Source organism: Singulisphaera sp. GP187, assembly GCF_900129635.1.
Taxonomy (GTDB): domain Bacteria; phylum Planctomycetota; class Planctomycetia; order Isosphaerales; family Isosphaeraceae; genus Singulisphaera.
The window spans coordinates 566,690-587,974 of sequence record NZ_FSRB01000002.1 but is presented as its reverse complement, the minus strand read 5'-3'; the positions used below and the strand labels follow the sequence as shown (position 1 = coordinate 587,974).

Sequence of the window (21,285 nt, the reverse complement as noted above, 5' to 3'; positions counted from 1 at the left end):
TTGGCAACGCTCTTCACGCGGGCGCGGGGCTTGTCGTAAACTAGGGGTGCGTGTGGGATCGGTAGGGAACGGAATCGTCGTTAGGGGGGATCACAGGACACCGCCTTTTGGTCCTGGTGGTCCGGGTATGCCATGAGCGATTCGTCGGAGCAGCCTGACTCACAACAACAGTCGGTCGGCGAGACCGCCGCCTGGGACGGCTCGGCAGGCACCGAGGCCGCTGGGGGGACGCGGGATCTGACCGGGAAGACGCTTGGCGACTTCGAGGTCGAGCGGCTGCTCGGGCGCGGCGGGATGGGCGAGGTCTATCTCGCCCGCCAGATCAGCCTGAACCGCCCGGTGGCGCTGAAGGTGCTGCGCACCGACATGCTCAACAACCCGACCTACCTCAGCCGGTTCGAGGCTGAGGCCACCGCCGTCGCCCGCTTGAACCACCCGAACATCGTCCACGTTTATATGCTCGGCTGTGTGGACAACATCCGGTTCATCGCCATGGAGTACGTCCAGGGGACGAACCTCCGCGAGTTCCTCATCAAAAAAGGAGCGCTCGACCTCCCCCTGGCGCTCTCGATTATGAAGCAGACCGGGGTGGCCATCGGCGCGGCCGGCGAGATCGGCCTCATCCATCGCGACATCAAGCCCGAGAACTTGCTCCTGACTCGCAAGGGGCAGGTCAAAGTGGCCGACTTTGGCCTTTGTCGCGACTCCGATGCCGACAAGATCCACCTGACCCAGCCCGGCGTGACGATGGGGACCCCCCAGTACATGAGCCCCGAGCAGGCGCAGGGGCATGCCCTCGACCATCGCAGCGACCTCTACTCGCTCGGGGTGACGGCCTATCATATGCTCACCGGGACCCCGCCGTTCCGCGCTGAGACCGCGCTCGCGGTGGCCTTGAAGCACGTCAAGGACACCGCGGTCCGCCCGATCGTCCACCGGCCCGAGATCCCGCCTGAGCTCGAGCGGCTGGTCATGAAGCTGATGGAGAAGAAGCCGAAGGATCGCTACCAGTCCGCCGCCGAGATGCTCCGCGACCTGGCAAAAGTGCGCGACTCGCTGCAGGCGACGACGGCCACGATCCCCGACACCGACCTGGCGGGCGTCGGTAATGGCAACGGCAACGGCACCCCGGTCTCGACCGCCGCCGTGGTGGTCCCCGCCGCCAAACCGGCTCGCACCCGCCCCGAAGGACCGGGGCTCGGGGCTCGCCTGGCAACCGTCCGGCTCAGCGGCGGCCAGATGACCGGCCTGATCTCCGCCTGCCTGGCGATCGGCCTCGTCTGGGGCTGGCTGACCCGCGCTCCCGACTTGATCTCGGAGTCGGCCCCCCAGCCGAAAGAGATGCCCGCGCTCTGGATGGTTCCCGAATGGCGGGACGTCTTCAAGCAAAACAGTCCCGAAGCCCAGTATCGCTACGCCCAGCTTCACGTCGCCAAAACCGACCAGGAGGGGGCCTGGCTCGCGGTCCCGGGCAACTTCCCAAGCGCCCGCGAGTGGGCCTCCAAGGCGTACATCCAGCTCGCCAGGGAACTGCTCCGCCGCAAGGACGCCGACCGGCTCCGGGCCTTCGCCGCCGAGCTCAGCCGCTGGAACACCGACCGGATGCACGAGCAAGAGCTGGCCGTCATCGTGCAGGCTGCCGTCGACGCCCTCGACGGCAAGGTCGAAGACGTGATCGCCGGGCTCGGCTCCAAAAACCTCGACCCCAAAACGGTGATCGACCCGGCCCTCCTCGAACTTTCGCTCGAGGTCACCGCCCAGGCCGCGAACCCGCGCGACGGCGGAACGAGCCTGGTCCCCCAGGGACTCCGGGAAATCCAGGCGAGCCTGCTGCAGAGGCTGTATAATGTCGAGCTCCGCGAGCCGCAAGGTCGTGGCCGACTCGGTTGAAACCCGCTCTTGAGTGAGTCCCGCGGTCCGTCCCGTCAACGGAGTTCTTCGTATGGCGATCCTGAAACGGGTCACCGGTCATCCCGCCGGGCAAATCATCGAGCTGAAGGCGGATGTGACCGTGATCGGTCGCTCGCCCGAGTGTCACATCGTTCTCGACCCCAACGGAGTGAGCCGACGGCACGCCGAGGTCCGCCGCGTGGGCGACAAGTTCTTCCTGGCCGACCTCCACTCCCGGAACCTGACCAAGGTCAACAACTCCAGGGTCGAGCCCGGCAAGGACCATCCGCTTCAGCCGGGCGATCGCATCAACATCTGCGACGTCGAATTCCTCTACTACACCTTCCCGCCCAAAGAGACCGGCCCGCGCGAAGTGGGCGACGTCATGGTCGTGACCGAGGAGGAGATCGACGACCCGAACATTCACACGCTCGACGCCTCGCGTTCGAGTGCCCTGGCCAGCGCAGTCCGGCCCGAGGTCAAGCTCAAGGCGATTCTCGAGATCACCCGCAACCTGTCGACCGAGTTGCGGATCGATACCGTCGCTCCCAAAATCCTCGACTCGTTGATGGAGCTCTTCCCCCAGGCCGAGCGGCTCTTCCTGATCCTGCTCGACCCGAACACCAAGCGGCTGGTCCGCAAGGCGTTCAAGTATCGGCCCAATCGCCGGTCCTCGTCGGCGTTCGCGACGATTCCGGAAGACGAAATCCCGATGAGCATCAGCCGGTCGATCGTCAACCACGTGCTCGGCCAGAAGAAGGCGGTGCTCAGCCAGGACGCCGGCAACGACAAGAACTTGCCCACGAGCGCCTCGATCGCCGACCTCAAGATTCGCTCGGTCATGTGCGTGCCCCTCCTGACCCCCGACAACCAGGCGCTCGGCATCATTCAGCTCGACACCAGCGACCGCAAGCAGTTCCTCCAAGAAGACCTCGACGTCCTGGCGGCGGTCGCCAGCCAGGCCGCGATCGCCGTCCAGAACGCGGCCATGCACGAGACCCTGCTGGAACGCGAGCGGATGGAGCGCGACCTGAAGCTGGCCGAGCAGGTCCAGAAGCGGTTCCTGCCGCAGTCGGTCCCCAAGGTCCCCGGCTTCGAGTTCTTCGCCCATTATGACCCGGCCTACGAGGTCGGCGGCGACTATTACGACTTCGTCAAGCTCTCCCACGACCGCTGGGCGATCGCGCTGGGGGACGTGTCGGGCAAGGGGGTCGCCGCGGCCCTGATGATGGCCAAGTTCTCGGGCGACACCCGGTTCTGCATCCTCACCAAGGACGCGCCCGGCACCGCGGCCACCGAGTTGAACAGCCTACTCTACGCCGCCGGGATCGAAGAGAAGTTCATCACCCTGAGCCTGAGTATCCTCGATACCAAGAATCGGAAGCTCACGCTCTGCTCGGCCGGGCACCTGCCGATCCTGATCCGTCGGGCCGGCGGGACCGTCGAGGAGATCGGCGAGGATATCGCCGGGTTCCCGCTCGGAATCATGGACTACTCGCCCTATCAGGAGACCGAGGTCACGCTCAACCCCGGTGACGTCGCCGTGATTCACTCCGACGGCGTGACCGATGCGAGGAGCACCCGCGAGGAGCTGTACGACTCCCGCGATAACCGCCGACTCCTGAAACGGCTGGCCGAGTCACCCGGGAGCCCCGAGGCCGTCGGCCGCTCGATTCTCCAGGATATTCGTGAATTCTCCGCCGGCCACGCTCAGGCCGACGACATCACCCTGATCTGCTTCGGACCGACGGCCGGTTGATCGCGATCGAGAGTCAGAAACGTCCTCTCCTCGCTCAAGACGGTCGCCCCTTCGGGGCTGCAAAACATCCTCATTTAAGCTTATCTCGTTCCCAGGGGCTTGCGCCCCTGGCGATTGACGGTCGCCCCTTCGGGGCTGCGAAATCAGGGAGTGATCAGCTCCCCGCTCGCCTTTACGGGCGAGTACAGAGATGAAAGAATCATGTCGCTAAAAATCGCTAACGTTCGCCTGGAACTGGATGATCCCGAGGCCGCGCTGCCCGGAAAGATTTCGGAGCGGCTCGGCCTCGGTCAGGACTCGATCACCCACTGGCGGATCCTCCGCAAGAGCCTCGACGCGCGGCGGCACGACGACCTGCACTTCGTCTACTCGGCCGAGGTCGAGGTCCCCGACCGGGAGGCGGAGCTCGTCGTCAGTCGCGGCCGCGCGGCCGACCTCGAACGGTTCACGCCCGAGCAGTTCGACTGGCCAGCGCCGGGAGCGGGTCCGCTCTCCCATCGCCCCGTGATTATCGGAGCGGGCCCCGCCGGGCTGTTCGCAGGTTACCTGCTCGCCCTGGACGGCTATCGGCCGCTGATTCTCGAGCGCGGGCGCGAGGTCAAGGATCGGGTCGCCGACGTCCGCAAGTTCGACGCCGGCGGACCGGTCGACCCGGAGAGCAACTACCTGTTCGGGGAAGGGGGGGCCGGGACGTTCAGCGACGGCAAGCTCACCAGCCGAAGCACCGGTCCTGACGTTCGCCGGGTGCTTGAAATCCTCGCCGACTGCCACGGCAAGCCCTCGATCCTCTACGAGCACCGCCCCCACCTCGGCTCGAACCGGCTCCCGCTCATCGTCCGCACCCTGAGGCGCAAGTTCGAGGAGCTGGGGGGCGAAGTCCGGTTCTCATGCCGGGTCGAAGACCTCGACATTGCCGACGGCCGGCTCCGCGGGCTCGGGACCAGCTCGGGCTATCTTCCGGCCGACGCCGCGATCCTGGCCGTCGGCCATAGCGCACGCGACACGTACTCGATGCTGCTCCGCCGCGGCGTTCCGCTGGAAGCGAAGCCGTTCCAGCTCGGCGTCCGGATCGAACAGCCGCAGGGGCAGGTGAACGTCGCCCGGTACGGCGCGAAGGCCGACCACCCGGCCCTGGGCGCGGCTGACTACAACCTGGTGGCCCGCGCCGGGGGCCGCGACCTGTTTACCTTCTGCATGTGCGCCGGCGGCTACGTCATGCCGAGCGTGAGCGAGCCCGGCTACTTCTGCACCAACGGCATGAGCGAGAGCCGGCACGACTCGCCGTTCGCCAACAGCGGCCTGGTCGTGACGATCACCCCCGAGGACACGGGGAGCCGGCACCCGCTGGCGGGGGTCCACTTCCAGCAGCGGTTCGAGCGCCTGGCCTACCTGGCCGGCCGGCGGACCTACGCCGCGCCGATCCAGCGGGCCCGCGACTTCCTGGCCGATCGCCCGAGCCAGGGCCAAGTCCCGAGCAGCTACCCCCGAGGCACCGTGCCGATGGACCTCGGCCTGATCCTCCCGCCGATCGTGCTCCAAGTCCTGGAACGGGGCCTGCCGATCATGGACCGCCGGTTCTTCGGCCTCTTCCTCAAGGACGCCACCCTCACCGGCCCGGAATCGCGCGGCAGCTCACCGGTCCGCCTCCCCCGCGACCCGAACACGCGGCAATGCCCGACCGTGGCCGGCCTCTACCCCTGCGGCGAAGGCGCCGGCTACGCCGGCGGCATCATCAGCGCCGCCGTCGACGGCGTCCGCACCGCCCGGGCCCTGGTGACTTCCTACGCTCGCCCGGGGGGATAAGCAACCTCCATCTCGAAGGGAAAAGGTGCGTCATGAATCGCAACGAGATTTTAGCTCGGATCAGCATCGACCCGAACATCTGCTTCGGAAAGCCGTGCATCCGAGGGCACCGCGTCTGGGTCTCCCTGATCCTCGACTTCCTGGCGAGCGGCGAGTCGATTCCTGAAATCCTCAATAATTACCCAGGTCTCGAAGTGGCCGACATCCTGGCATGTATCGCCTACGGTGCGGAGATGTCGCGCGAGCACTACGTCGAAATCGGGGGATGACCGGTGCTTCTCAAGCTCGACGAAAACCTGGGCGAACGGGGCAGGCAACTGTTCACCAACGCCGGTCACGATGTCGCCACGGTGGCGGAACAGGGACTATCCGGCGCGGATGATCACCGGTTGATTGAGGTCTGTGGTGCCGAACGCCGCTGTCTGGTGACGCTCGACCTGGACTTCTCCAACCCGTTCCTCTTCCCTCCCAAGCACTACGCCGGGATCGCCGTTTTGCGCCCGCGCCGCCTGATTCCTGTCGAACTCTATGCCACGGTGAATACGCTGATTGCCGCGCTCGCCCGAAGCCCAATTGAGGGAAAGCTCTGGACTGTCGAGCGAAACCGCATCCGGGTCCACCTTCCCGAGGAAGAATCTCCCGATGAGGATGAGTAAGACAGCCTGAAAACCGTGGCATCAAGTCGTTGACGTTTATATCGACTTTTGCTCACAACCAGAAGCTGTTGCTGCTCTTTTTTTTTCGCGAAACCGTTCACGGGCCGAGGGTGACAAAAGCATAGCGGAATCGAAGCTCTGGCGTCGCCTGCCATCCGCTGTGGAATGGCGCGCCGGCGAAGCCAAACCACCCGGCGTCAGATGGCGCAGCGATTCGGTAAGAAGCCGCAATCGCCGGCGATTTCCTACAGCGGTTTACCTTGGCGTTGCACACAACCCGGCATGTTGGAACCAGCCGAGGATATCCTGAGGCGTGACCCACCGGAGGACCTCCCCCAAGGCATCGTAGAGTTCGGTTTTCGTTCTCGCCCCGGCTCGACGAAGTCCCTGCTTGACCTTCGAGAACATCTCCTCGATCGGGGTGTAGTCTGGACTGTACGGTGGGAGTGGCAGCACCTGCGCCCCCGCCTTCTCGATCGAGTTCACGACCACTGCGCTCAGGTGGGGCTTGAGGTTGTCGAAAATGACCACATCTCCCTTGTGCAGTTCCGGCACCAGTGATTGTTCCACATATTTCTAAAACACCGCCGTGTCGGTCGCCCCTGGGAAGGCCAGTGGGGCGCGCACCCCGTCCAGCCCCAAGCCCGCGATTAAGGTGATCGTCGCCCAGGAGGCGGGTGCCGAGCCGACCGCCCGCTCACCCCGCGGGGCTCGGGCGTGGGTCGGAGTCATCGCCGTGGTGATCCCTGTCTCGTCCACGAAAATCAGCCTCATTGCCTCGATTTTGCGCACCTTCCGCCGGAACGAACGTCGTTTCTTTTGCACAGGGGGCTGGTCACGCTGGCTGGCGTGCAGGCTCTTCTTCTTGAAGGTCAGATTCAGACGGTCCAGGGCATACCACAGGGTTTTTAAACTGCACGTGAAGCCGCCTCCTGCCGGAGTTGCTCCAGCGTGGCATCGGGCTGCTCTTGGACCAGCCCGGCGAGACGTTTCAGGTCGTCCGGCCCGAGGGCCGGAGGTGGGCCGCCCCGGTGCGGTTCGGGATCGAGCATCCCGGTGGCGCGGCGACGCTGGAGCAGGCGAACGATGAACGAAGTACTCACCCTGAAGACTCGAGCGATCCAGCGGATCGAGCCCTCGTTATGATCGACGGCCGCCGCGACACGTTCACGAAGATCCAAGGAATAGGGACGCATGGCAGTGAGTTCCTTTCTATGCTTCCCACTCTTACATATCCATCTTTATGGAATTATTCACGCGTTCAGTCAGATGGTAAACCGCTGTAGAGCGAATTTCACCTGCATTGCCCACAAGCGGAGTCAGCGAGGAAGTCGGTTATGGTTCCGTCCCGACTTGGCGTTCCCAGCCAGCCTGGGTGCAACACGCGAGCCTCTTGTTTTCAGCCCCAACGGGGCGGCCCAAGGGAGCCCGGGGCAACGCCCCGGGGACCCGGTCACGAGGATCGGGAGCCCTGAAAGGGCGGCCTAACGGGTCACGCCAATGGGGTCGCTCATCGCAGGCGGATCGCCCGGATTAGGACGCCCTTACAGGGCTATGGAATATGGACATGTGGATTTTCCGGGGCGTGGAACGCTGACGAAACAACCTCCCGATCTCAGGGCATCAGACCTCCGTTCGCCATGAGATTCTGGAGAAAATAGTGAAGATGGATATGTTTCCGGATCAGACGCCACCCGCTCAGTTGAAAAACTCAACGAAATCCCTCACCCCTACCTCGCATCCTTGCCGGCTCAAGTAGGAGGTGCTATAGCGGGGCCATGGTTCCGCACCTGGTCTCCACTCGCGAGGGATTTCATGTCACCTTATCCTCACAGCCTCGAGCAAACGATGCGATCCTTCTGCCAATCCTTGCGCGAGAACGATCGGCGACGTTACGCCGCCATTGAATCGGCCAAACTCGGCCACGGTGGGATCGAGTATATCTCCTCGGTCTTGAACATCGATCCCAAGACCATCCGCCAGGGGCAGCGTGACCTCGAAGAACTTCCTGACCGACCCACGCCGCGGGTCCGCAAGACCGGTGAGGGTCGAAAGCGACGGATCGAGCAAGAGCCCAAGCTCGACGAAGACTTCCAGAAGGTCCTGGTGAATCAGACCGCCGGCAGTCCCACTCAAGAGTCGCTGATCTGGACCAATCTGACCAGGACCGAGATCGTCGAATTTATGAAAAAATATAGAGATTCAGTTAGTGTGCATATTGTAGAACAGCTTCTTGACCGGCATGGCTATCACGAGCGGAAGGCCCTGAGGATGGAGCATCTGAGCAACCATCCCGATCGCAACAGCCAGTTCGAGACGATCAGCCGGCTCAAGCATGAGTACCTCAATTCCGCCGACCCGATCCTCAGTATGGATCTGAAATCTCGGGAACTGCTCGGCAATTTCTTCCGCGGTGGCAAGCTCTTCACACGTGAGACGATCCGGGTCTTCGACCACGACTACGCCGAGTTCGCCCAAGGGGTAGTGCTGCCCCATGGGATCTACGACCTGAAGCAGAATCGCGGGTACATCCACCTCGGAACCAGTCACGACACCAGCGAATTCGCCTGCCACTGTCTGAAGGATTGGTGGGAGCGATTTGGTCGCGTGGCCTACCCTGAAGCCAAGTCGCTGATGCTGCTCTGCGACGGTGGCGGCAGTAACCGCGCCGATACCGACCGTAGCCAAGCCCACCTGTTCCGAACCGACGTTGAACGCCTGGTCAACGATCTGGGGATGGAGTACAACCCGATCGAACATCGGCTGTTCCCGCACCTGACTCGCGTCTGTCGGGGCGTGATCTTCCACAACGTCGGCCTGGTGGCCGAACTGATGAGAAAGGCCAAGACAAGGACGGGACTCTCGGTGGTGGTGGATATCCTCGACAAGGTTTACGAAACCGGCAGAAAAGTGAGCCAAGCCACCAAGGACGCAGTGAACTTGGTCCGAGATTCAATCCTACCTCGATGGAACTACCGCATCTTACCCAATTTGTAATATCGGGAAGTTGTTTCGTCAGCGTTCCTTGCCCCGGGCTCTCTTGGGCCGCCCCGTTGGGGCTGAAACCGGCGGGAGCGTACGCAACTCGTCGGTTAACCGCTCTACGACGCGCGCAATGCGACCCCCTCGGGTGGCATTGCGACAACATTATCGGCCACCGCGCGGGAGTGGCCTTCGGGGCACGGAGAGACGAGGATCGCCCTGGATTGGCGTACGGTAAGCTCAGAATGCCTTGATCAAGGTCCCAACGGTGACATGCGGGTAGCTTTTTCCGCGAAAATTCAGTAACGCGGTCTGCGAGTACTGGAGCTGCAAGAACGTGTTGCCCTGCGAGCTTTCCACGGTCTCGATCGCGAAGACGGACTCCAGGCTCGGGGCGTTAACATTCTCGACAATGAATGGGATGTTCTCGATGCCTCCCGCAGGAGTCGTCGACGTGATGAGGCGGATGATTTTGGTCAGGGTCTGACCCTGCAGAGCATTCCTTAGCAGGACGTTGGGGTCGTCGACAAGCGCCTGGGTGATCTCCGCGGGCAGTGGGTCGGTGCGGAAATTACTGACAACGCTAAGATCATACTCCGGAAAGGGATTCTTCGTACCCGGCGGCGGGGCATCCCCCCCGATTGCGAACGGTACGGTGTTCGCCGGTGGGATCTCGGGAAGCCCTTGAAAGACGACGTCTTCCGGGTGTCCGACGGTGCAGATCGAATTCCCGTGAGGGATGGTGGCTAGCCGGGCGATAGTCCGGTCTGATGCGGGCTCCGTTGTCGGCGGGATGTTCAGCCACAGGCCCGGCTCGATGTGAAGGGCCGCTCCCGTCGCCGCGTCGGTAACCCGGTGGAGATAGGTCAAGCCATAGAGGGCGATGTCGCCCTGGAGGCTGCCACGGTTGAAAACCGGAGAGCCTATGGGAGTAAATTCGATCGTCTCGCGTAAGATGTTCAACTGAAGGAATATCCCGTTCTCGTTGCCACCCGAGAAGTTCGGACGGGCGATCAGGCCGAAGCCGATACCCTCCCAGAAGCCTGGGAGGTCCTGGAGGGGTCCCAAGCGCTCCGCCGTCTCCTGGTGCGCTGACGCCGCACGGAACAGGCCGGAGTTGTTGGCGCTCGAGCCCTGATCGCCGCCGGAGATGGTCACCGCGCCCGGCGCACCGGCTCGGATTGAGTTTGAGTCGCTCATCGCATGTCCTTTCACGTCGATCTCGAGCAATCAGGATCAGCCGACTTTCTTCGAGCTCGAGGGTTCCGGCCCGGCGACTTCGGCGATCTGCCGGCGGACCTCCAATATCGCCAGCCGTGCGATCTCGTAGGCATCCGGGCAGCCGGGGATCGAGGCGTCCTCACCGGGGATCGAGAACTTCCGCCTGGTCAGGCGCAGGCCGTTCAAGAAGACGGGGATCGCGTTGAAGACCTCGACCAGGAACGGCCCGTCGTAGCCTTCGAGGATCGGCCCGAGGAAGGGCTTCCAGGGGATCCAGCTGTCGTGCACCGCCCCTCGGTCAGGGGCGGAGATGTGCACATAATGCAGCCGCCGCGACTTCGAGACTTTACGCACCTCGCCCGTGACCACCTCCGGGCCGTCGCTGCCCAGCACCACGTGGGCGCTGTCGATGCACACCCCGACCTGTGGGCTCCGGACATGGCGGAGAAAGTTCATCACCTCCCGCACCATGTTGGGTGACGGCGTCTCCCAGTGGTCGACCGGCTCGATCGCCACCTTAACGCTTTGGCCGTCCGCGTGCTCGCCCAGCCTTTCGATGAGGGGCTGCGCGTTCCGATAGCGCGGCTCGGCCCAGTCCTGCAACGCGTTACTCCAGATCGGCTGATTGGCGTCGGTCGTGGGAAAGACGCTGTAGGGAAAGACGATCGGGCCGGCCATGATGTCCGCGCGCAGGGCCTTCGTGATATCCACCCGCGACTTCAGGTAGGCGAACGCGACCTCGCGTTGCTCGGCGTACGACGACGACGGGTCGAAGGTCCGCGTCGCGGCCACGTTCGTTGTGAACTTCACGTCGCCCAGGCCGGCCTTATCGAGCTCCTCCCGGAATCGGGAATAGCTCTCGACCTCGCCCTGGTGATCCGTGGTATTACCGGGGGCGATGGGGAGGTCGAAGCCGTCGTATCCCATCTCCCGGAGCTTCCGGATGTGGCGGACGATCTCCTGCGTGTAAACGCGATCATCCGGCCGTAGATCGGCGGTGAACATGAAGAAGCTGAAATAGATGTTCCTGTCGCGAGCGATTGCCATGGTCACCATCCCAGTGTTTCGTGGAGATACGAACGCGCCATCTTCGCGTACTTCAGGGGGTTGGCCTTCGCGGGGTCCTGCTCGGCCTCGATCACCAGCCAGCCCTCGAAGTCGGCCTCGGCCAAGGCGGCGAAGATGGGCACGAAGTCGATGGCACCATCGCCAGGCACGGTGAACACGCCCGCCTCGATCGCGTCGTAGAACGAGAGGTGCTCCTTATGGACACGGGTGACGACGTCCGCGCGGACGTCCTTGAGATGGATGTGCTTGATCCGCCGGCCGTACTTCCTCGTCACCCGGAGCGGATCGGCGCCGGCGAAGGCGAGGTGCCCGGTATCCAGCAGGAGATGGACCAGGTCGGGGTTCGTGTTCTCCATGAGGCGATCGACGTCTTCCTCGATCATCACCCCCGTCCCCATGTGGGGGTGGTAGCAGAGGCGCAGGCCGTTGTCATTCGAGAGCCTGCCCAGTTCCTCGAGGCCGTTGAGAAGCTCACTCCACTGGTGGTCGGTGAAGATCGGGCGGTTCGCGAAGATCGAGACCGCCGGCAGCGGGTTGACCGCCTGGCCGAACTCGGCCACGACCATGTCCGTCGCGCCCATCTCCTTGAGGAATTTCATCTGCTGATGGAAGGTGTGCAGCGTCCTCTGTTTCATCTCCTTGATCGTGAAGTACGTGCTGACCCAGGGCTCGGAGACGCGAAGGCCGCGCAGTTCGAGCGCGGGCTTCAGGACTTTCGGGTCGGTCGGGTACTTGTGCCCGACGCTGCAGCCCACGAAGCCCGCCAGCGCCATCTCGCTGACGCACTCACCGAACGTGACGCCGATGTCGATGGAAGGGAAGTCGTCGTTCCACCAGAGCGTCGGCGTGATGCCGAACGGGACCTTCTTCGGGTCGAGTGTCTTGGAACCGGTGTTCATGGCCCAGCGCTCCTCGGTTAGATGTAAGTCGGGGCGATCGAGGTCTCGGAGGTTGCCTCATGCCTTTTCGATTTGCGGGGGGCCGACCCAGGAGCCATAGCCGGGCCCCTTGGCGCCCGGCGGGTTGGCACCGATCGCGACCCAGAGCAGTCCCTCGGTGTAGGCGGACGCCGACACCATGAAGAGGACGTTCTTCTCGATCGCGCCGAACGCCTCGGTCCACGCGTGGGGAAGCTCGTACCAGATGCCGATGTACCAGAGCTTGATGATGTTCCGGGCGATCGGGCCGAGCTTCTCGTCGCCGAAGATCTCCCGGCGCAGGCCGGAGACTCGCTTGTCCTTCGACCCGCGCGGGACGCGCTCGTAGGCGTCGAGCAGTTCGCCCAGTAGAACCCCGCCGATGACGCCCTCGACCGCCGTGAGGTACGCCTCCGCCTGCCCTGTCCCCCGGAGCTCGAACTCCGTGAACGCCGTGACCTCGGCGGAGAACGCGAGAAACCTCTCGATCATGGTGCCCCCCCGCGGAAACACCCGGAACCTCGAAGGTGGGCGCGGCGTTCAAGCCGTCCATCCCCGGGATCGGGTTGTGCATCAGTTGCGTGATTTTGTTGCGGATATTGAACATCAGCGGCACAGCTTCCATCAGGAGCTGGGGCTCGCCGTCGAACGCCCGGGTGAGCAGGCCGAGGAACCCCGAGTACTGCTTGTTGAACGCGACCGCCGCGGTCCGGAGCCCGGAGGGGTCCGGGTAGTCGCTGATCCGGGCGTTCTTCTTGATGGGGTATACCGCGTCCCAGTCGACCTTGACCTCCGGGCCCGACGGATGCCCCGGTGTGTCGCCGGCCTGGTAGTACTTCCCGAAGCACAGTTGCTCGAAGCGGTAATTATGTGCCAATTCATGCTCATGCGTGTAAATTTCTCCGCCGAACCCCTCGCCCTGCTCCATGATCAGCCTCGCGGCCGCCACGGCCGACTTCATGGCTGTCACCTTGAACAGCTCCCCCCCGCCGGAGTAGTAATACTCGGGACCGACCTGCCTGGAGGGATCGCCGGAGAACATCTGATCGCCCAGCTTCTTGTGGAGGTGATGAATGCCGCGGATGATCTCCTCGTAGAACTCGCCGATGCTGTAGAAGTGCATGCCGGGCTCGCCCGGGACGTCGCAGAGGGTCCCGGGGTGGGCCCGTTTCCGGGCGACCACCCGGGAGGCCTCGTCGGGCGCCTTGCCTGGTCGTTCGATCTTCAGGAAGGTCTCGATCGCGTCCTTCGAGAACGCCTGGAGGTCGACCTTGAAGTCGTTCTCCCCGTCGGGGAGGTAGGCGGGGTACTGCGGGACGAATCCCTGGGCTGTGAGGTCCGGCTTGCCGCCGATCGCATTGAGGATGTTGGCGGCGAGCGTCAGGTGGAGCATCTCCTCGACGGCGATCACGCGGAGGACGTGGGTCGCGTCCGAGTTAGTCTGGGGATGGATTGAATAGAGCGCGGTCAGGTAGGGCGGGATCGTCGCGTGCTCGATCTGCATCGCGATGTGCAAGTATTTCTTAAGGTCGTCGATTGTCTGAATCTTTGTCGGCATGGAGTGCTCCGGTTCGTGGACTTGTCCCGGTGTCCTAGGAGAGCTGCTTGAGCATCGCCTTGACGCTCTTGAAGCAGAGCGCGGCGAGGGTGTTGGTCACGTTGGCCGTGCCGATCGTGGGCATGCTCCCGCCGCCGACCAGGAAGAGGTTCTCGTGGTCCCACGAGCGCAAATCGGGATTGACCACCGAGTTGCTCTTGTTCGTGCCCATCACGTGCGTCCCCCCCAGGTGGTTCCCCCCCCGGATGGCGTATCCTTCCCCCTCGTAGGTCTGGTAGCCGTAGTCCGATGGGTCGTACGCGGTGTGGTCGGCGGCCCCGAGCCGCTGGAACATCAGCCGTGCGAACTGGCGGGCGTACGCCACCCCCCGCATGGTGTAGTCGGGGACGGAGAAGGAGATCACCGGGCGCATGTTGCCGAGCTGGTCCGTGTACGCCGGGTCGACGCCGACCCGATTGCTCGGGTTCGGCAGGACCTCGACCATGAATGCGAACTGCAGCTGGCGCGTGATCCGGTCGGCCAGGTCGTGCCGGAGTTCCGCGCCGAACTTGTACCGTGAGTCGACCATCTCGAGGAGGTCGGAGGCGGGCGAGCCCGCCGCCCAGCCCCAGCCGTCGTTGTGGATGTCGACGCTGAAGGCGGCCTGCTTGTTGCGGAACGACCCGCCGCGGAGGTCCGTGATCCCGCCGGTGCAGTTCGTCCCCCGCATCGTGCCGCAGACCACGGGCATCAGGGCCCAGCTCAGCAGGTAGGCGTGGTCCATCAGGTTGCGGCCAATGAGGCCGCTCGTGTTCGGGACCGCGGACGCCAGCAACAGCCGGGGGTTCTCGATCGCGTTGGCGCCCAGCACGAAGATGTGCCCCCGTGCCGTCCCCTTGACGTGTTGGGGCGACGACGGGTCATGATAGGTCTTGAACTCGATGTGGGTAATGCGCCCGTTGTCGCGATCGTAGCAGACCTTCGAGGCGACCGACTGGGCAAGGATGTCGACCCGCCCGGTCTGGAGGGCCTTGGCCAGGGTCTTGCCCGCGTGGTACTTGGCCTGGATGGGACAGATCGGCACGCAATTATTGTTGCCCTGACAGCGGCCTCCCACCTCGACTTGGCTGGTGCTCACGGCCCCGATCGGGACGTAGCCCTTGCCGCCGTCGTAAGCCGCGTTCGGTATGCCGTTCCGGCCCTGCGGGAAGGCCCGCACCTTCAGTTCGACGACCTCGCCGTCCACCTTGACCTTGGTGCCGTCGATCCCGTTGGCGACCATCCGGTCGAGGTAGGAAAGCGGGAGACCCTGCATCGGGAAGACGTAGCCATTGAACTTCACCCCCAGCTTGGGCTGGTCGACGGCGTCGCCCGAGACGCCCATCTCGCGCTCGGCCATCTCGTAGTACTTTTCGAGGTCCTGGTAGCCGAGCGGCCAGTCCTCGCCGTGACCGAACCGGGTGCGCATCTCGAAGTCTTCGGGCAGCATGCGCAGGATCTTGGCCTCCCAGTGCATCGTGGTGCCGCCGAGGACCCTGGTGTAGGTCGTGTCGGTCGAGAGGGGGCCGTTCTGGACCAGGTAGGCCGACGTGTTCGGCTGGCCCGGCGTGATCTTGCGGGCGTCGGTGCTCCGCGGCATCGACGCGTTCGCGTTGAGCGGATACGGCGATTGGTTGTCCTTCGCGGCAGTGGCGTAGTACCGGTTGAGGTAGTCCTCGTAGCCGCTCAGCGTGCGATCGCCGCCGGGACCGGCCTCGAGGATCAGGACGTGCTTGCCGGCGGCGGCGAGCTCCTTCGCGATGATCGAGCCCGAGATCCCCGAGCCGACGATGACCGCGTCGTAGGTTTTCTCACTCACAGCCTCGACAGTCATCCGATGCATCGCACCAGGCGGGAAGATCATGTCAGGCCCTCGAAAGTAAACAAACTTAGATATAGCGATTTCAAGCGTCGTGCCGCGGTTCACGGTCGCTTCAGCTCGGCGATCAGGTGCTCCGCGGTACGGATCGCCAAGGCCGCCAGGGTCAACGTGGGGTTGGACGTGCCCATCGTCGGGAAGCTGCCGGAGCCGACCAGGTAGAGGTTGCGGTGCTCCCACGAGCGCTGGTAGGAGTCGACGACGGAGCCGTCCCGATCACTCCCCATCGCGTGGGTGCCGGAGAAGTGGCCCATGCCGTGGTAGTGGAACGTCGTGTCGCCGTACTGCACCGAGGGGAACCAGGCGCTCTCGTCCGGGTTCGTACAGTCGGTGATCCCGGCTTTGCGGAACACCTGCTGATAGACCCCGGTGGCGGCGGCCATGGCGGCGAGCGTGTAGTCGTCGATCCGGTAGCGGATCACGGGCCTCGGATTGCCCAGCGGATCGAGGTAGCGACGGTCGATGGTCACGCAGTTCGCGGGGTCCGGGAGCTGCTCGATGGCGAGCGAGACGCGCACGTGGCGGGGGAGCGTGGAGGTGAGCCGGTCGCGGAGCTTCCGCCCGAACAGCTTGTCCTTCGCGACCGCGTTCGCCACCGCGGTGTCGGGCGCCCCGGTCGTCGCCTTCCAGCCGTCGTTGCCGATGTCGAAGCGGAAGGCCGCGTGTTTGGCACGGAACGGCCCGGCTCGCAGGTCCTCGATGCCCGCCGTCGAGAGCGGCCCCCGATAGGCGCCGATCGGCTCCGGGGCGAGGCCCCACGCGTACAGGGCCGGGTGATCCATCAGGGTCTTGCCGACCAGGCCACTCTCGCCGCTCAGCCCGGACGCGAGCATGAGCTTGGCGTTCTCCACCGCGTGCGCCGCGAGGACATAGAGGCGGGCCTTCGCGTGCTCGACCACGTGGCCGGAGTCGTCGTAGCGCTGGTAGGTGATGCCCTGGACCTCCCCGGTTGTCGTGTCGATGTCGATCCGCGAGGCGACCGCCCGCGACAGGACCTGGAGGTTGTTCCGATCGGCCTGCGCCAGCGTCTTGCCCGCGTTGTACTTCGCCTGGATCGGGCAGATCGGCGTGCAGGACGTGTTGCCGGCGCAGCGCTGTCCTAGGTACTGCTCGACGAGCTGGCCGTCGTCACGCTCGTCGACGGTGCCGACGGGCACGTATTCGCCGCGCGGGATCGAGTTGCGCGCCGCGGGGTAGATGCGGACCTTGAGCGAATGAGTGGAGTCGCCGAGCGAGACGTCCATCCCGTCGATCGCCGCGGCGAGCTTCTGGTCCGAGTAGCTCGGCGGCAGGCGGCGCATCGGATAGTCGTAGCCCGCGGGGAAGGTCAGCCCGTGATAGCGCTGCTCGTCGACGTCGGCGGCGACGCCGAGCTCGCGCTCCGCCTTCCGATAGTAGGGCTCGAGGTCCTCGTAGGAGAGCGGCCAGTCGCGCCCGACGCCGTGGCGCGTGCGCAGATCGAAGTCCTCCGGGAGCATGCGCAACGACACACCGAGCCAGTGCAGGGTCGAACCGCCCTGCGACCGTGTGTACGTGCTCCCGTACAGGTTCGGACCCTGTTGCACGAAGTAGCCGTTGTTCTCGCGCAAGTTCGACGTATCCGGCTGGGGCGCGTTGGGGGCGGGCGGCCAGGCCGACTCGGGGCCCTTGCCCGTCGCCGTGTAGAAGGTGTCGAGATGCTCCAGGTAACCGTCCAGGCTCTTGGCCGTCGCCGGTCCCGCCTCGAGCACGAGCACCCGGAACCCGGCGCGGGTGAGATGCTTGGCCGTCAGCGAGCCAGCGACCCCGGCGCCCACGACGATCAGGTCATATTCCGCGACGTCGCTCAAGGGTCGCTCCTCTCCGGCGCCATGGCCCACGCTCCGAAGCCTTGCTGCTGCGCCCCCGCCGGATGCGCACCGGCGGCCACCCACTGCAATCCCGCCTGATACGCCACCGCCGACACCACGTGATTCGTGTCCAGGGGCGATGCCCCGTAGGCGGCGCGCCAGGCGTCGGGGAGGGCCGTCCAGGTCCCGCAGTACCAGAGGAGGACCAGGTTCCGCGCGACCGGCCCCATCCTGGGGTCGTCGAGGATCTGCGCAGTGAAGGCCGATTCGAGATCGACCCCCTGGGGTAATTGCTCGCACGCGGCCAGGAGCTCATCGACCAGGCCCGCGGGCAGGATCGCGTCCAGCGTCCGGAGGTACTCGTCGACCACGCCCGCGCAGAGCAGTTCCGCGCGAGTGAACCCGGTCAGGACCGCCGACAACGATAAGAACCGATCGGTACGCCCCTGCATGAGAACTCACCCTCATAAATTCTTGCCGGTCTTGGCGCGGACGGCCGACAGGAACGCCGCGTAGCTCCACGTCAGGTTCTTGACGCTCTTCTCGAACCCGGAGACGCCGTCGTACTGCTCGCTGAGCTCGAGGTGATCGCTATGGTAGACGACCGCGCGGAGCATCGCGTCTGCGGCGTCCTGCAAGGCGGCGACCACCGTCGCGATCGGCGTGGTAAACGTCACATTGAAGTGCTGGAAGAACGGCGCGGAGATCGAGTCGAGCGGGACCGAGTTGCTCCTGGTGATCTCGTTCGCGAGGGTGTAGTACAGCTCGGCGAGGTTGCAGGTGCAGAGTGCCCAGGGATGCCGCCCGAGCAAATTATCGTGCGAGTCGCCGTCGTACAGGTCGCCGGGATAGCGGCCCAGCAACGGCCCGAGGCCCAGGGCCGCGTCGGCGTGATTGATCGGATACTGCTCAGCCGAGCTGTCGTCCGCCCACTGGGAGCGGAGCAACGCCGCGGTTGCCAGAAGCTTCGTGTCGGTGCAGGGGATAGCCCCGTAGAGGCACGCCGAGACGATGTCGATGTTAGGGTCGTAGAAGGAGACCGGGGGCTGGCCCGACGTGTCCAGGAGCGACAGATAGTATTGGCCGTCCCAGTGGCTGGCCAGCGCCGACTTCAGGAAGGTGATCGCGTCGCCCGTGCCCGACGGCACGGCGATGCCAATCGTGTTGGACTGGATCGCCTGGAAGCACTTCAACTGGGCCGACCGCGCGAAGAACGAGAAGGCGAAGTGTTCCTCCCACAGGTTGAACGTCTCGTCCTTGTACACCTGCAGGAGAAAATTGAGGTTCTTGTTGATGACCTGCTTCGCGATGGCCTGGGTCGGCGCGTCGAGCTGGTCGTACGCCTTCAGGACCGCCAGCGTCTGGAGCGCCGCCCCGTCGTTCTGATCGGTCCAATCCTGACGCGGCTGGCCGTTGATCGTGAAGGAGGCCCGCGCGAAGATCCCGGCCGCGGCCGCATTGTTCTGACAGGTCTGCGCGAACCTGACGTAATCGATCAGGGGCTGGACGCCAGGGGCTCCGAGCGGCGGGATCCTGGCGGCGGCGATCTCCATCGCGGCGATCGCGCCGTCGCGAGTCCAGTTGTAGACGTAGTCCTGGTCGACGCCCGAGAGGAACGCGGGGTACGACGGGGCGGCGAGAATGCACCCCGGCTGCGAGACGATCGTGGAATCGTTGGGATCAATAAACACAAAGGTGTCGGTCGCGACGTTCCTCATCATCAACATGAACATTGGATAGGCAATAGTCGTTAACTCGGTCGGCTCGAACGCGACATGGGGCGAGAACCTGGGACGGCCGGCGACCTCGGCCGTGGTCTTGGCGCGGGCGTGGACCTCGACTTGGACGTCTGTCGCCATGGCGATTTGCTCCTTGGTCTTGCGGGCCGTGGTGGTGGAAATAATGCCGGCGATGCCGGACACAGTCGACGCTTATCGGTGTCATCCCTGGTCCACGCGAACCCAGGCGATCTCGTTCACGACGGTCCCGTCCGCGCCCGTCGTCGGCGGTGTCCGCAGGACGAGCACGTTCCCGTCGAAGGCGAGGGGCCGGGTCTGCACGGTGCCGGACCAGTTCGGGAACAAGCTCCCCTGGATCCGATGGATCACGCTGTCGCCCTGCACCTCGTAGGTTCCGAAGTACGCGAGACAGGTTGAGTACGCGGCCGCTCGTTGGCACGGGTCGCCTCCGAGGGCATCGTCCATGGCGATCGACGGGCGATCCGCGGCCACCATTTGCACCGCCATCGTGCCGTCCTCGGCGTAGATCAGCACACCAGTCGCATTCTCGCCCAGAGGATAAGTCGCCTCACCACCCTCCACGAGCCTGCGCCAAGCCCTGAGCCTCCAGGACCCCACAATAATCATTGAGAGATATCCCGACTATTTATGGCATCTATGATTTCAATGACCATGGTCATTATCGCTGGACGCCATATCTTGTCAAATTAAATCCCTAACTTTTTTCTAAGGCGATTATCCCGACTATGGCGCAGACCCTCGAGGTAAAGTTAGGCGGACCTCGGAGTTGCTCGAGCTTGGCGATAAGATGGCGCAGCGTGGCCAACACCTCGCGGATGAGCCGGTGGGCGGCGTCAAGGTCGTCGGGTAGCTGCTCGGGGAGGAACGCCATACCCTCGACTACGACTTCGCATACTCGTGTGTTGTCCCGATCTTCTCGAAATCCCGTGCTGGCGCGATGGGCCGGGCATAGCGGGGCCGGCGGCGGCCCGAGTCGACGTCGATACCAGCCAGGAGTGTGGCCAACTCGGCGGCAGTCATCTCGACGCGCTCGGGCGACCGCAGGGGAGGATCAGTTCGAGGGGCAGGATTGCGGGGTCGTGCATGCCGGCCAAGGCGGCGGAGAAGCCTGCCAGTGATTTTCGCTCAAGATCGGCCTACTACAGCACTTCAGCAGCTCGATCGTGGCATCCAACAAATCGCCTCGGCGAACCTCTGTGCGCACTGCGTTTGGACCGGCACACGCGGACGGCTTACCCAGGAGTTGTGTGGCCCAGCGACTCGACTCTCCTTCCGCTTGCGCATCGGCCTGATCGACGCATGGCACTAGCATAAGCCTTTCGGCTCATGAGGGGACCACGGGTGTCGCATCCGCGCACTCTCGGCCGAGTCCGTCGTCACTCGATGCAAACTTTGACGATTCGCCTGTTAGCGTGTTGGTCTTGCCGGCGTCACCATTTGCCTACCATAAACAATCGCTCATTCGCTCGCATGCACATTTTTTTGAATATTATGTTTACTTTTGCTCATTGACATATATATAATCCGTCATATTCGCTCACCAAACCTACCCCAGCGGCGCTTCTTTATCATTCATTCCGACTCGAGACGCCGAAGCCGATTTCCTGACGAGCTTGGATCAGGTACGCGCCCGCTTTGCTCGCGTGGATGCCCGCGACAGGAACAACCGCGCCGAGCAGTTCAAGGTCATCAGCACGATCCTCGACGCGTCGATCGATGGCGGGCAGTTCGGCGACCTGTACGAGCGGAGGTGGGACGGGGAGGTGAACGGCCTACCCCTGTGAGACAGGAATCTGGGTTTCAGCGTCATTCCCGGCGATGACCGAACACACCCACTGGGACTGGAATTCAAGCAATCCAGCCTTACCCATGCGTGGCCTAACTCGCGAACGACTCTTGGCCCTTGACGCTGGGTCTCACGTCGCTTCTTCCGCATGCTGTTGTC

20 protein-coding genes and 1 pseudogene are annotated in these 21,285 nt (G+C 64.1%); 7 read left to right on the top strand and 14 right to left on the bottom strand.

The features are described from left to right. Positions 1-132: 132 nt before the first annotated feature. The 5 genes from BUS42_RS26750 (at position 133) to BUS42_RS26730 (ending at position 6,108) form a co-directional block, all read left to right on the top strand. Complete coding sequence (locus BUS42_RS26750; RefSeq protein WP_074312125.1) at positions 133-1,890, top strand: protein kinase domain-containing protein; 1,758 nt, start codon at positions 133-135, stop codon at positions 1,888-1,890. A gap of 52 nt (positions 1,891-1,942) precedes the next feature. Continuing rightward, positions 1,943-3,649 carry a SpoIIE family protein phosphatase gene (locus BUS42_RS26745; RefSeq protein WP_074312123.1) on the top strand — a complete coding sequence of 569 codons (1,707 nt, stop codon included), beginning with the start codon at positions 1,943-1,945 and terminating at the stop codon, positions 3,647-3,649. A 201-nt stretch (positions 3,650-3,850) separates the two neighbouring features. Continuing rightward, entirely contained in the window at positions 3,851-5,452 is a 1,602-nt protein-coding gene (locus BUS42_RS26740; protein WP_074312121.1) for an NAD(P)/FAD-dependent oxidoreductase, read from the top strand. 32 nt (positions 5,453-5,484) lie between these two features. Then, on the top strand, positions 5,485-5,721 hold the full coding sequence (locus tag BUS42_RS26735; protein WP_074312119.1) for a DUF433 domain-containing protein: 237 nt from the start codon (positions 5,485-5,487) through the stop codon (positions 5,719-5,721). A 3-nt stretch (positions 5,722-5,724) separates the two neighbouring features. Further along, on the top strand, positions 5,725-6,108 hold the full coding sequence (locus BUS42_RS26730; RefSeq protein WP_074312117.1) for a DUF5615 family PIN-like protein: 384 nt from the start codon (positions 5,725-5,727) through the stop codon (positions 6,106-6,108). A 255-nt stretch (positions 6,109-6,363) separates the two neighbouring features. Here BUS42_RS26730 and BUS42_RS42135 read toward each other — a convergent pair whose 3' ends face one another. From BUS42_RS42135 to BUS42_RS26720, 3 genes are all read right to left on the bottom strand, one after another. Beyond that, the gene (locus tag BUS42_RS42135; protein ID WP_083670668.1) at positions 6,364-6,678 is read right to left on the bottom strand and encodes a transposase; all 315 of its coding nucleotides are present in this window, start codon (positions 6,676-6,678) and stop codon (positions 6,364-6,366) included. Positions 6,679-6,684: 6 nt separating this feature from the next. Beyond that, positions 6,685-6,867 (bottom strand): hypothetical protein, encoded by a 183-nt coding sequence (locus BUS42_RS42130; protein WP_143206522.1) that lies wholly within the window; start codon positions 6,865-6,867, stop codon positions 6,685-6,687. 149 nt (positions 6,868-7,016) lie between these two features. Further along, entirely contained in the window at positions 7,017-7,304 is a 288-nt protein-coding gene (locus tag BUS42_RS26720; RefSeq protein WP_074312115.1) for a COG3415 family protein, read from the bottom strand. A gap of 619 nt (positions 7,305-7,923) precedes the next feature. Here BUS42_RS26720 and BUS42_RS26715 point away from each other — a divergent pair. Further along, positions 7,924-9,105, top strand: coding sequence for an ISAzo13 family transposase (locus tag BUS42_RS26715; RefSeq protein ID WP_216821090.1), 1,182 nt, complete (start codon positions 7,924-7,926; stop codon positions 9,103-9,105). A 225-nt stretch (positions 9,106-9,330) separates the two neighbouring features. Here BUS42_RS26715 and BUS42_RS26710 read toward each other — a convergent pair whose 3' ends face one another. The 11 genes and pseudogenes from BUS42_RS26710 to BUS42_RS43855 all read right to left on the bottom strand — a co-directional run bounded on the left by BUS42_RS26710 (position 9,331) and on the right by BUS42_RS43855 (position 20,360). Continuing rightward, positions 9,331-10,290, bottom strand: coding sequence for a heme-binding protein (locus BUS42_RS26710; RefSeq protein ID WP_143206521.1), 960 nt, complete (start codon positions 10,288-10,290; stop codon positions 9,331-9,333). Between the two features lie 36 nt (positions 10,291-10,326). Next, on the bottom strand, positions 10,327-11,358 hold the full coding sequence (locus BUS42_RS26705; protein ID WP_143206520.1) for a sugar phosphate isomerase/epimerase family protein: 1,032 nt from the start codon (positions 11,356-11,358) through the stop codon (positions 10,327-10,329). Positions 11,359-11,360: 2 nt separating this feature from the next. Further along, positions 11,361-12,278 carry a myo-inosose-2 dehydratase gene (gene iolE / locus BUS42_RS26700; RefSeq protein ID WP_074312109.1) on the bottom strand — a complete coding sequence of 306 codons (918 nt, stop codon included), beginning with the start codon at positions 12,276-12,278 and terminating at the stop codon, positions 11,361-11,363. A 57-nt stretch (positions 12,279-12,335) separates the two neighbouring features. Beyond that, a complete protein-coding gene (locus tag BUS42_RS45400) occupies positions 12,336-12,788 on the bottom strand; it encodes a hypothetical protein (RefSeq protein WP_074312107.1) in 453 nt (150 codons plus the stop codon). Between the two features lie 19 nt (positions 12,789-12,807). After that, a pseudogene (locus tag BUS42_RS46700) lies at positions 12,808-13,854 on the bottom strand (ferritin-like domain-containing protein); the annotation flags it as partial. Positions 13,855-13,888: 34 nt separating this feature from the next. Then, positions 13,889-15,736 carry a GMC family oxidoreductase gene (locus BUS42_RS26685; RefSeq protein WP_074312105.1) on the bottom strand — a complete coding sequence of 616 codons (1,848 nt, stop codon included), beginning with the start codon at positions 15,734-15,736 and terminating at the stop codon, positions 13,889-13,891. Positions 15,737-15,795: 59 nt separating this feature from the next. Further along, positions 15,796-17,580 (bottom strand): GMC family oxidoreductase, encoded by a 1,785-nt coding sequence (locus tag BUS42_RS26680; RefSeq protein ID WP_074312103.1) that lies wholly within the window; start codon positions 17,578-17,580, stop codon positions 15,796-15,798. After that, complete coding sequence (locus BUS42_RS26675) at positions 17,577-18,032, bottom strand: hypothetical protein (protein WP_074312101.1); 456 nt, start codon at positions 18,030-18,032, stop codon at positions 17,577-17,579. Before BUS42_RS26675 ends, BUS42_RS26680 begins: the two co-directional genes overlap by 4 nt. Positions 18,033-18,044: 12 nt before the next feature. Further along, positions 18,045-19,439 carry a glycoside hydrolase family 15 protein gene (locus BUS42_RS26670; protein ID WP_143206519.1) on the bottom strand — a complete coding sequence of 465 codons (1,395 nt, stop codon included), beginning with the start codon at positions 19,437-19,439 and terminating at the stop codon, positions 18,045-18,047. A gap of 81 nt (positions 19,440-19,520) precedes the next feature. Next, entirely contained in the window at positions 19,521-19,946 is a 426-nt protein-coding gene (locus BUS42_RS26665) for a lipocalin-like domain-containing protein (protein ID WP_074312099.1), read from the bottom strand. 273 nt (positions 19,947-20,219) lie between these two features. Then, a complete protein-coding gene (locus tag BUS42_RS43855) occupies positions 20,220-20,360 on the bottom strand; it encodes a hypothetical protein (protein WP_159452301.1) in 141 nt (46 codons plus the stop codon). Positions 20,361-20,953: 593 nt separating this feature from the next. Here BUS42_RS43855 and BUS42_RS43850 point away from each other — a divergent pair. Further along, positions 20,954-21,124: a hypothetical protein gene (locus BUS42_RS43850; RefSeq protein WP_159452300.1), complete on the top strand. Its 171-nt coding sequence runs from the start codon at positions 20,954-20,956 to the stop codon at positions 21,122-21,124. The last annotated feature ends 161 nt before the right edge of the window (positions 21,125-21,285 follow it).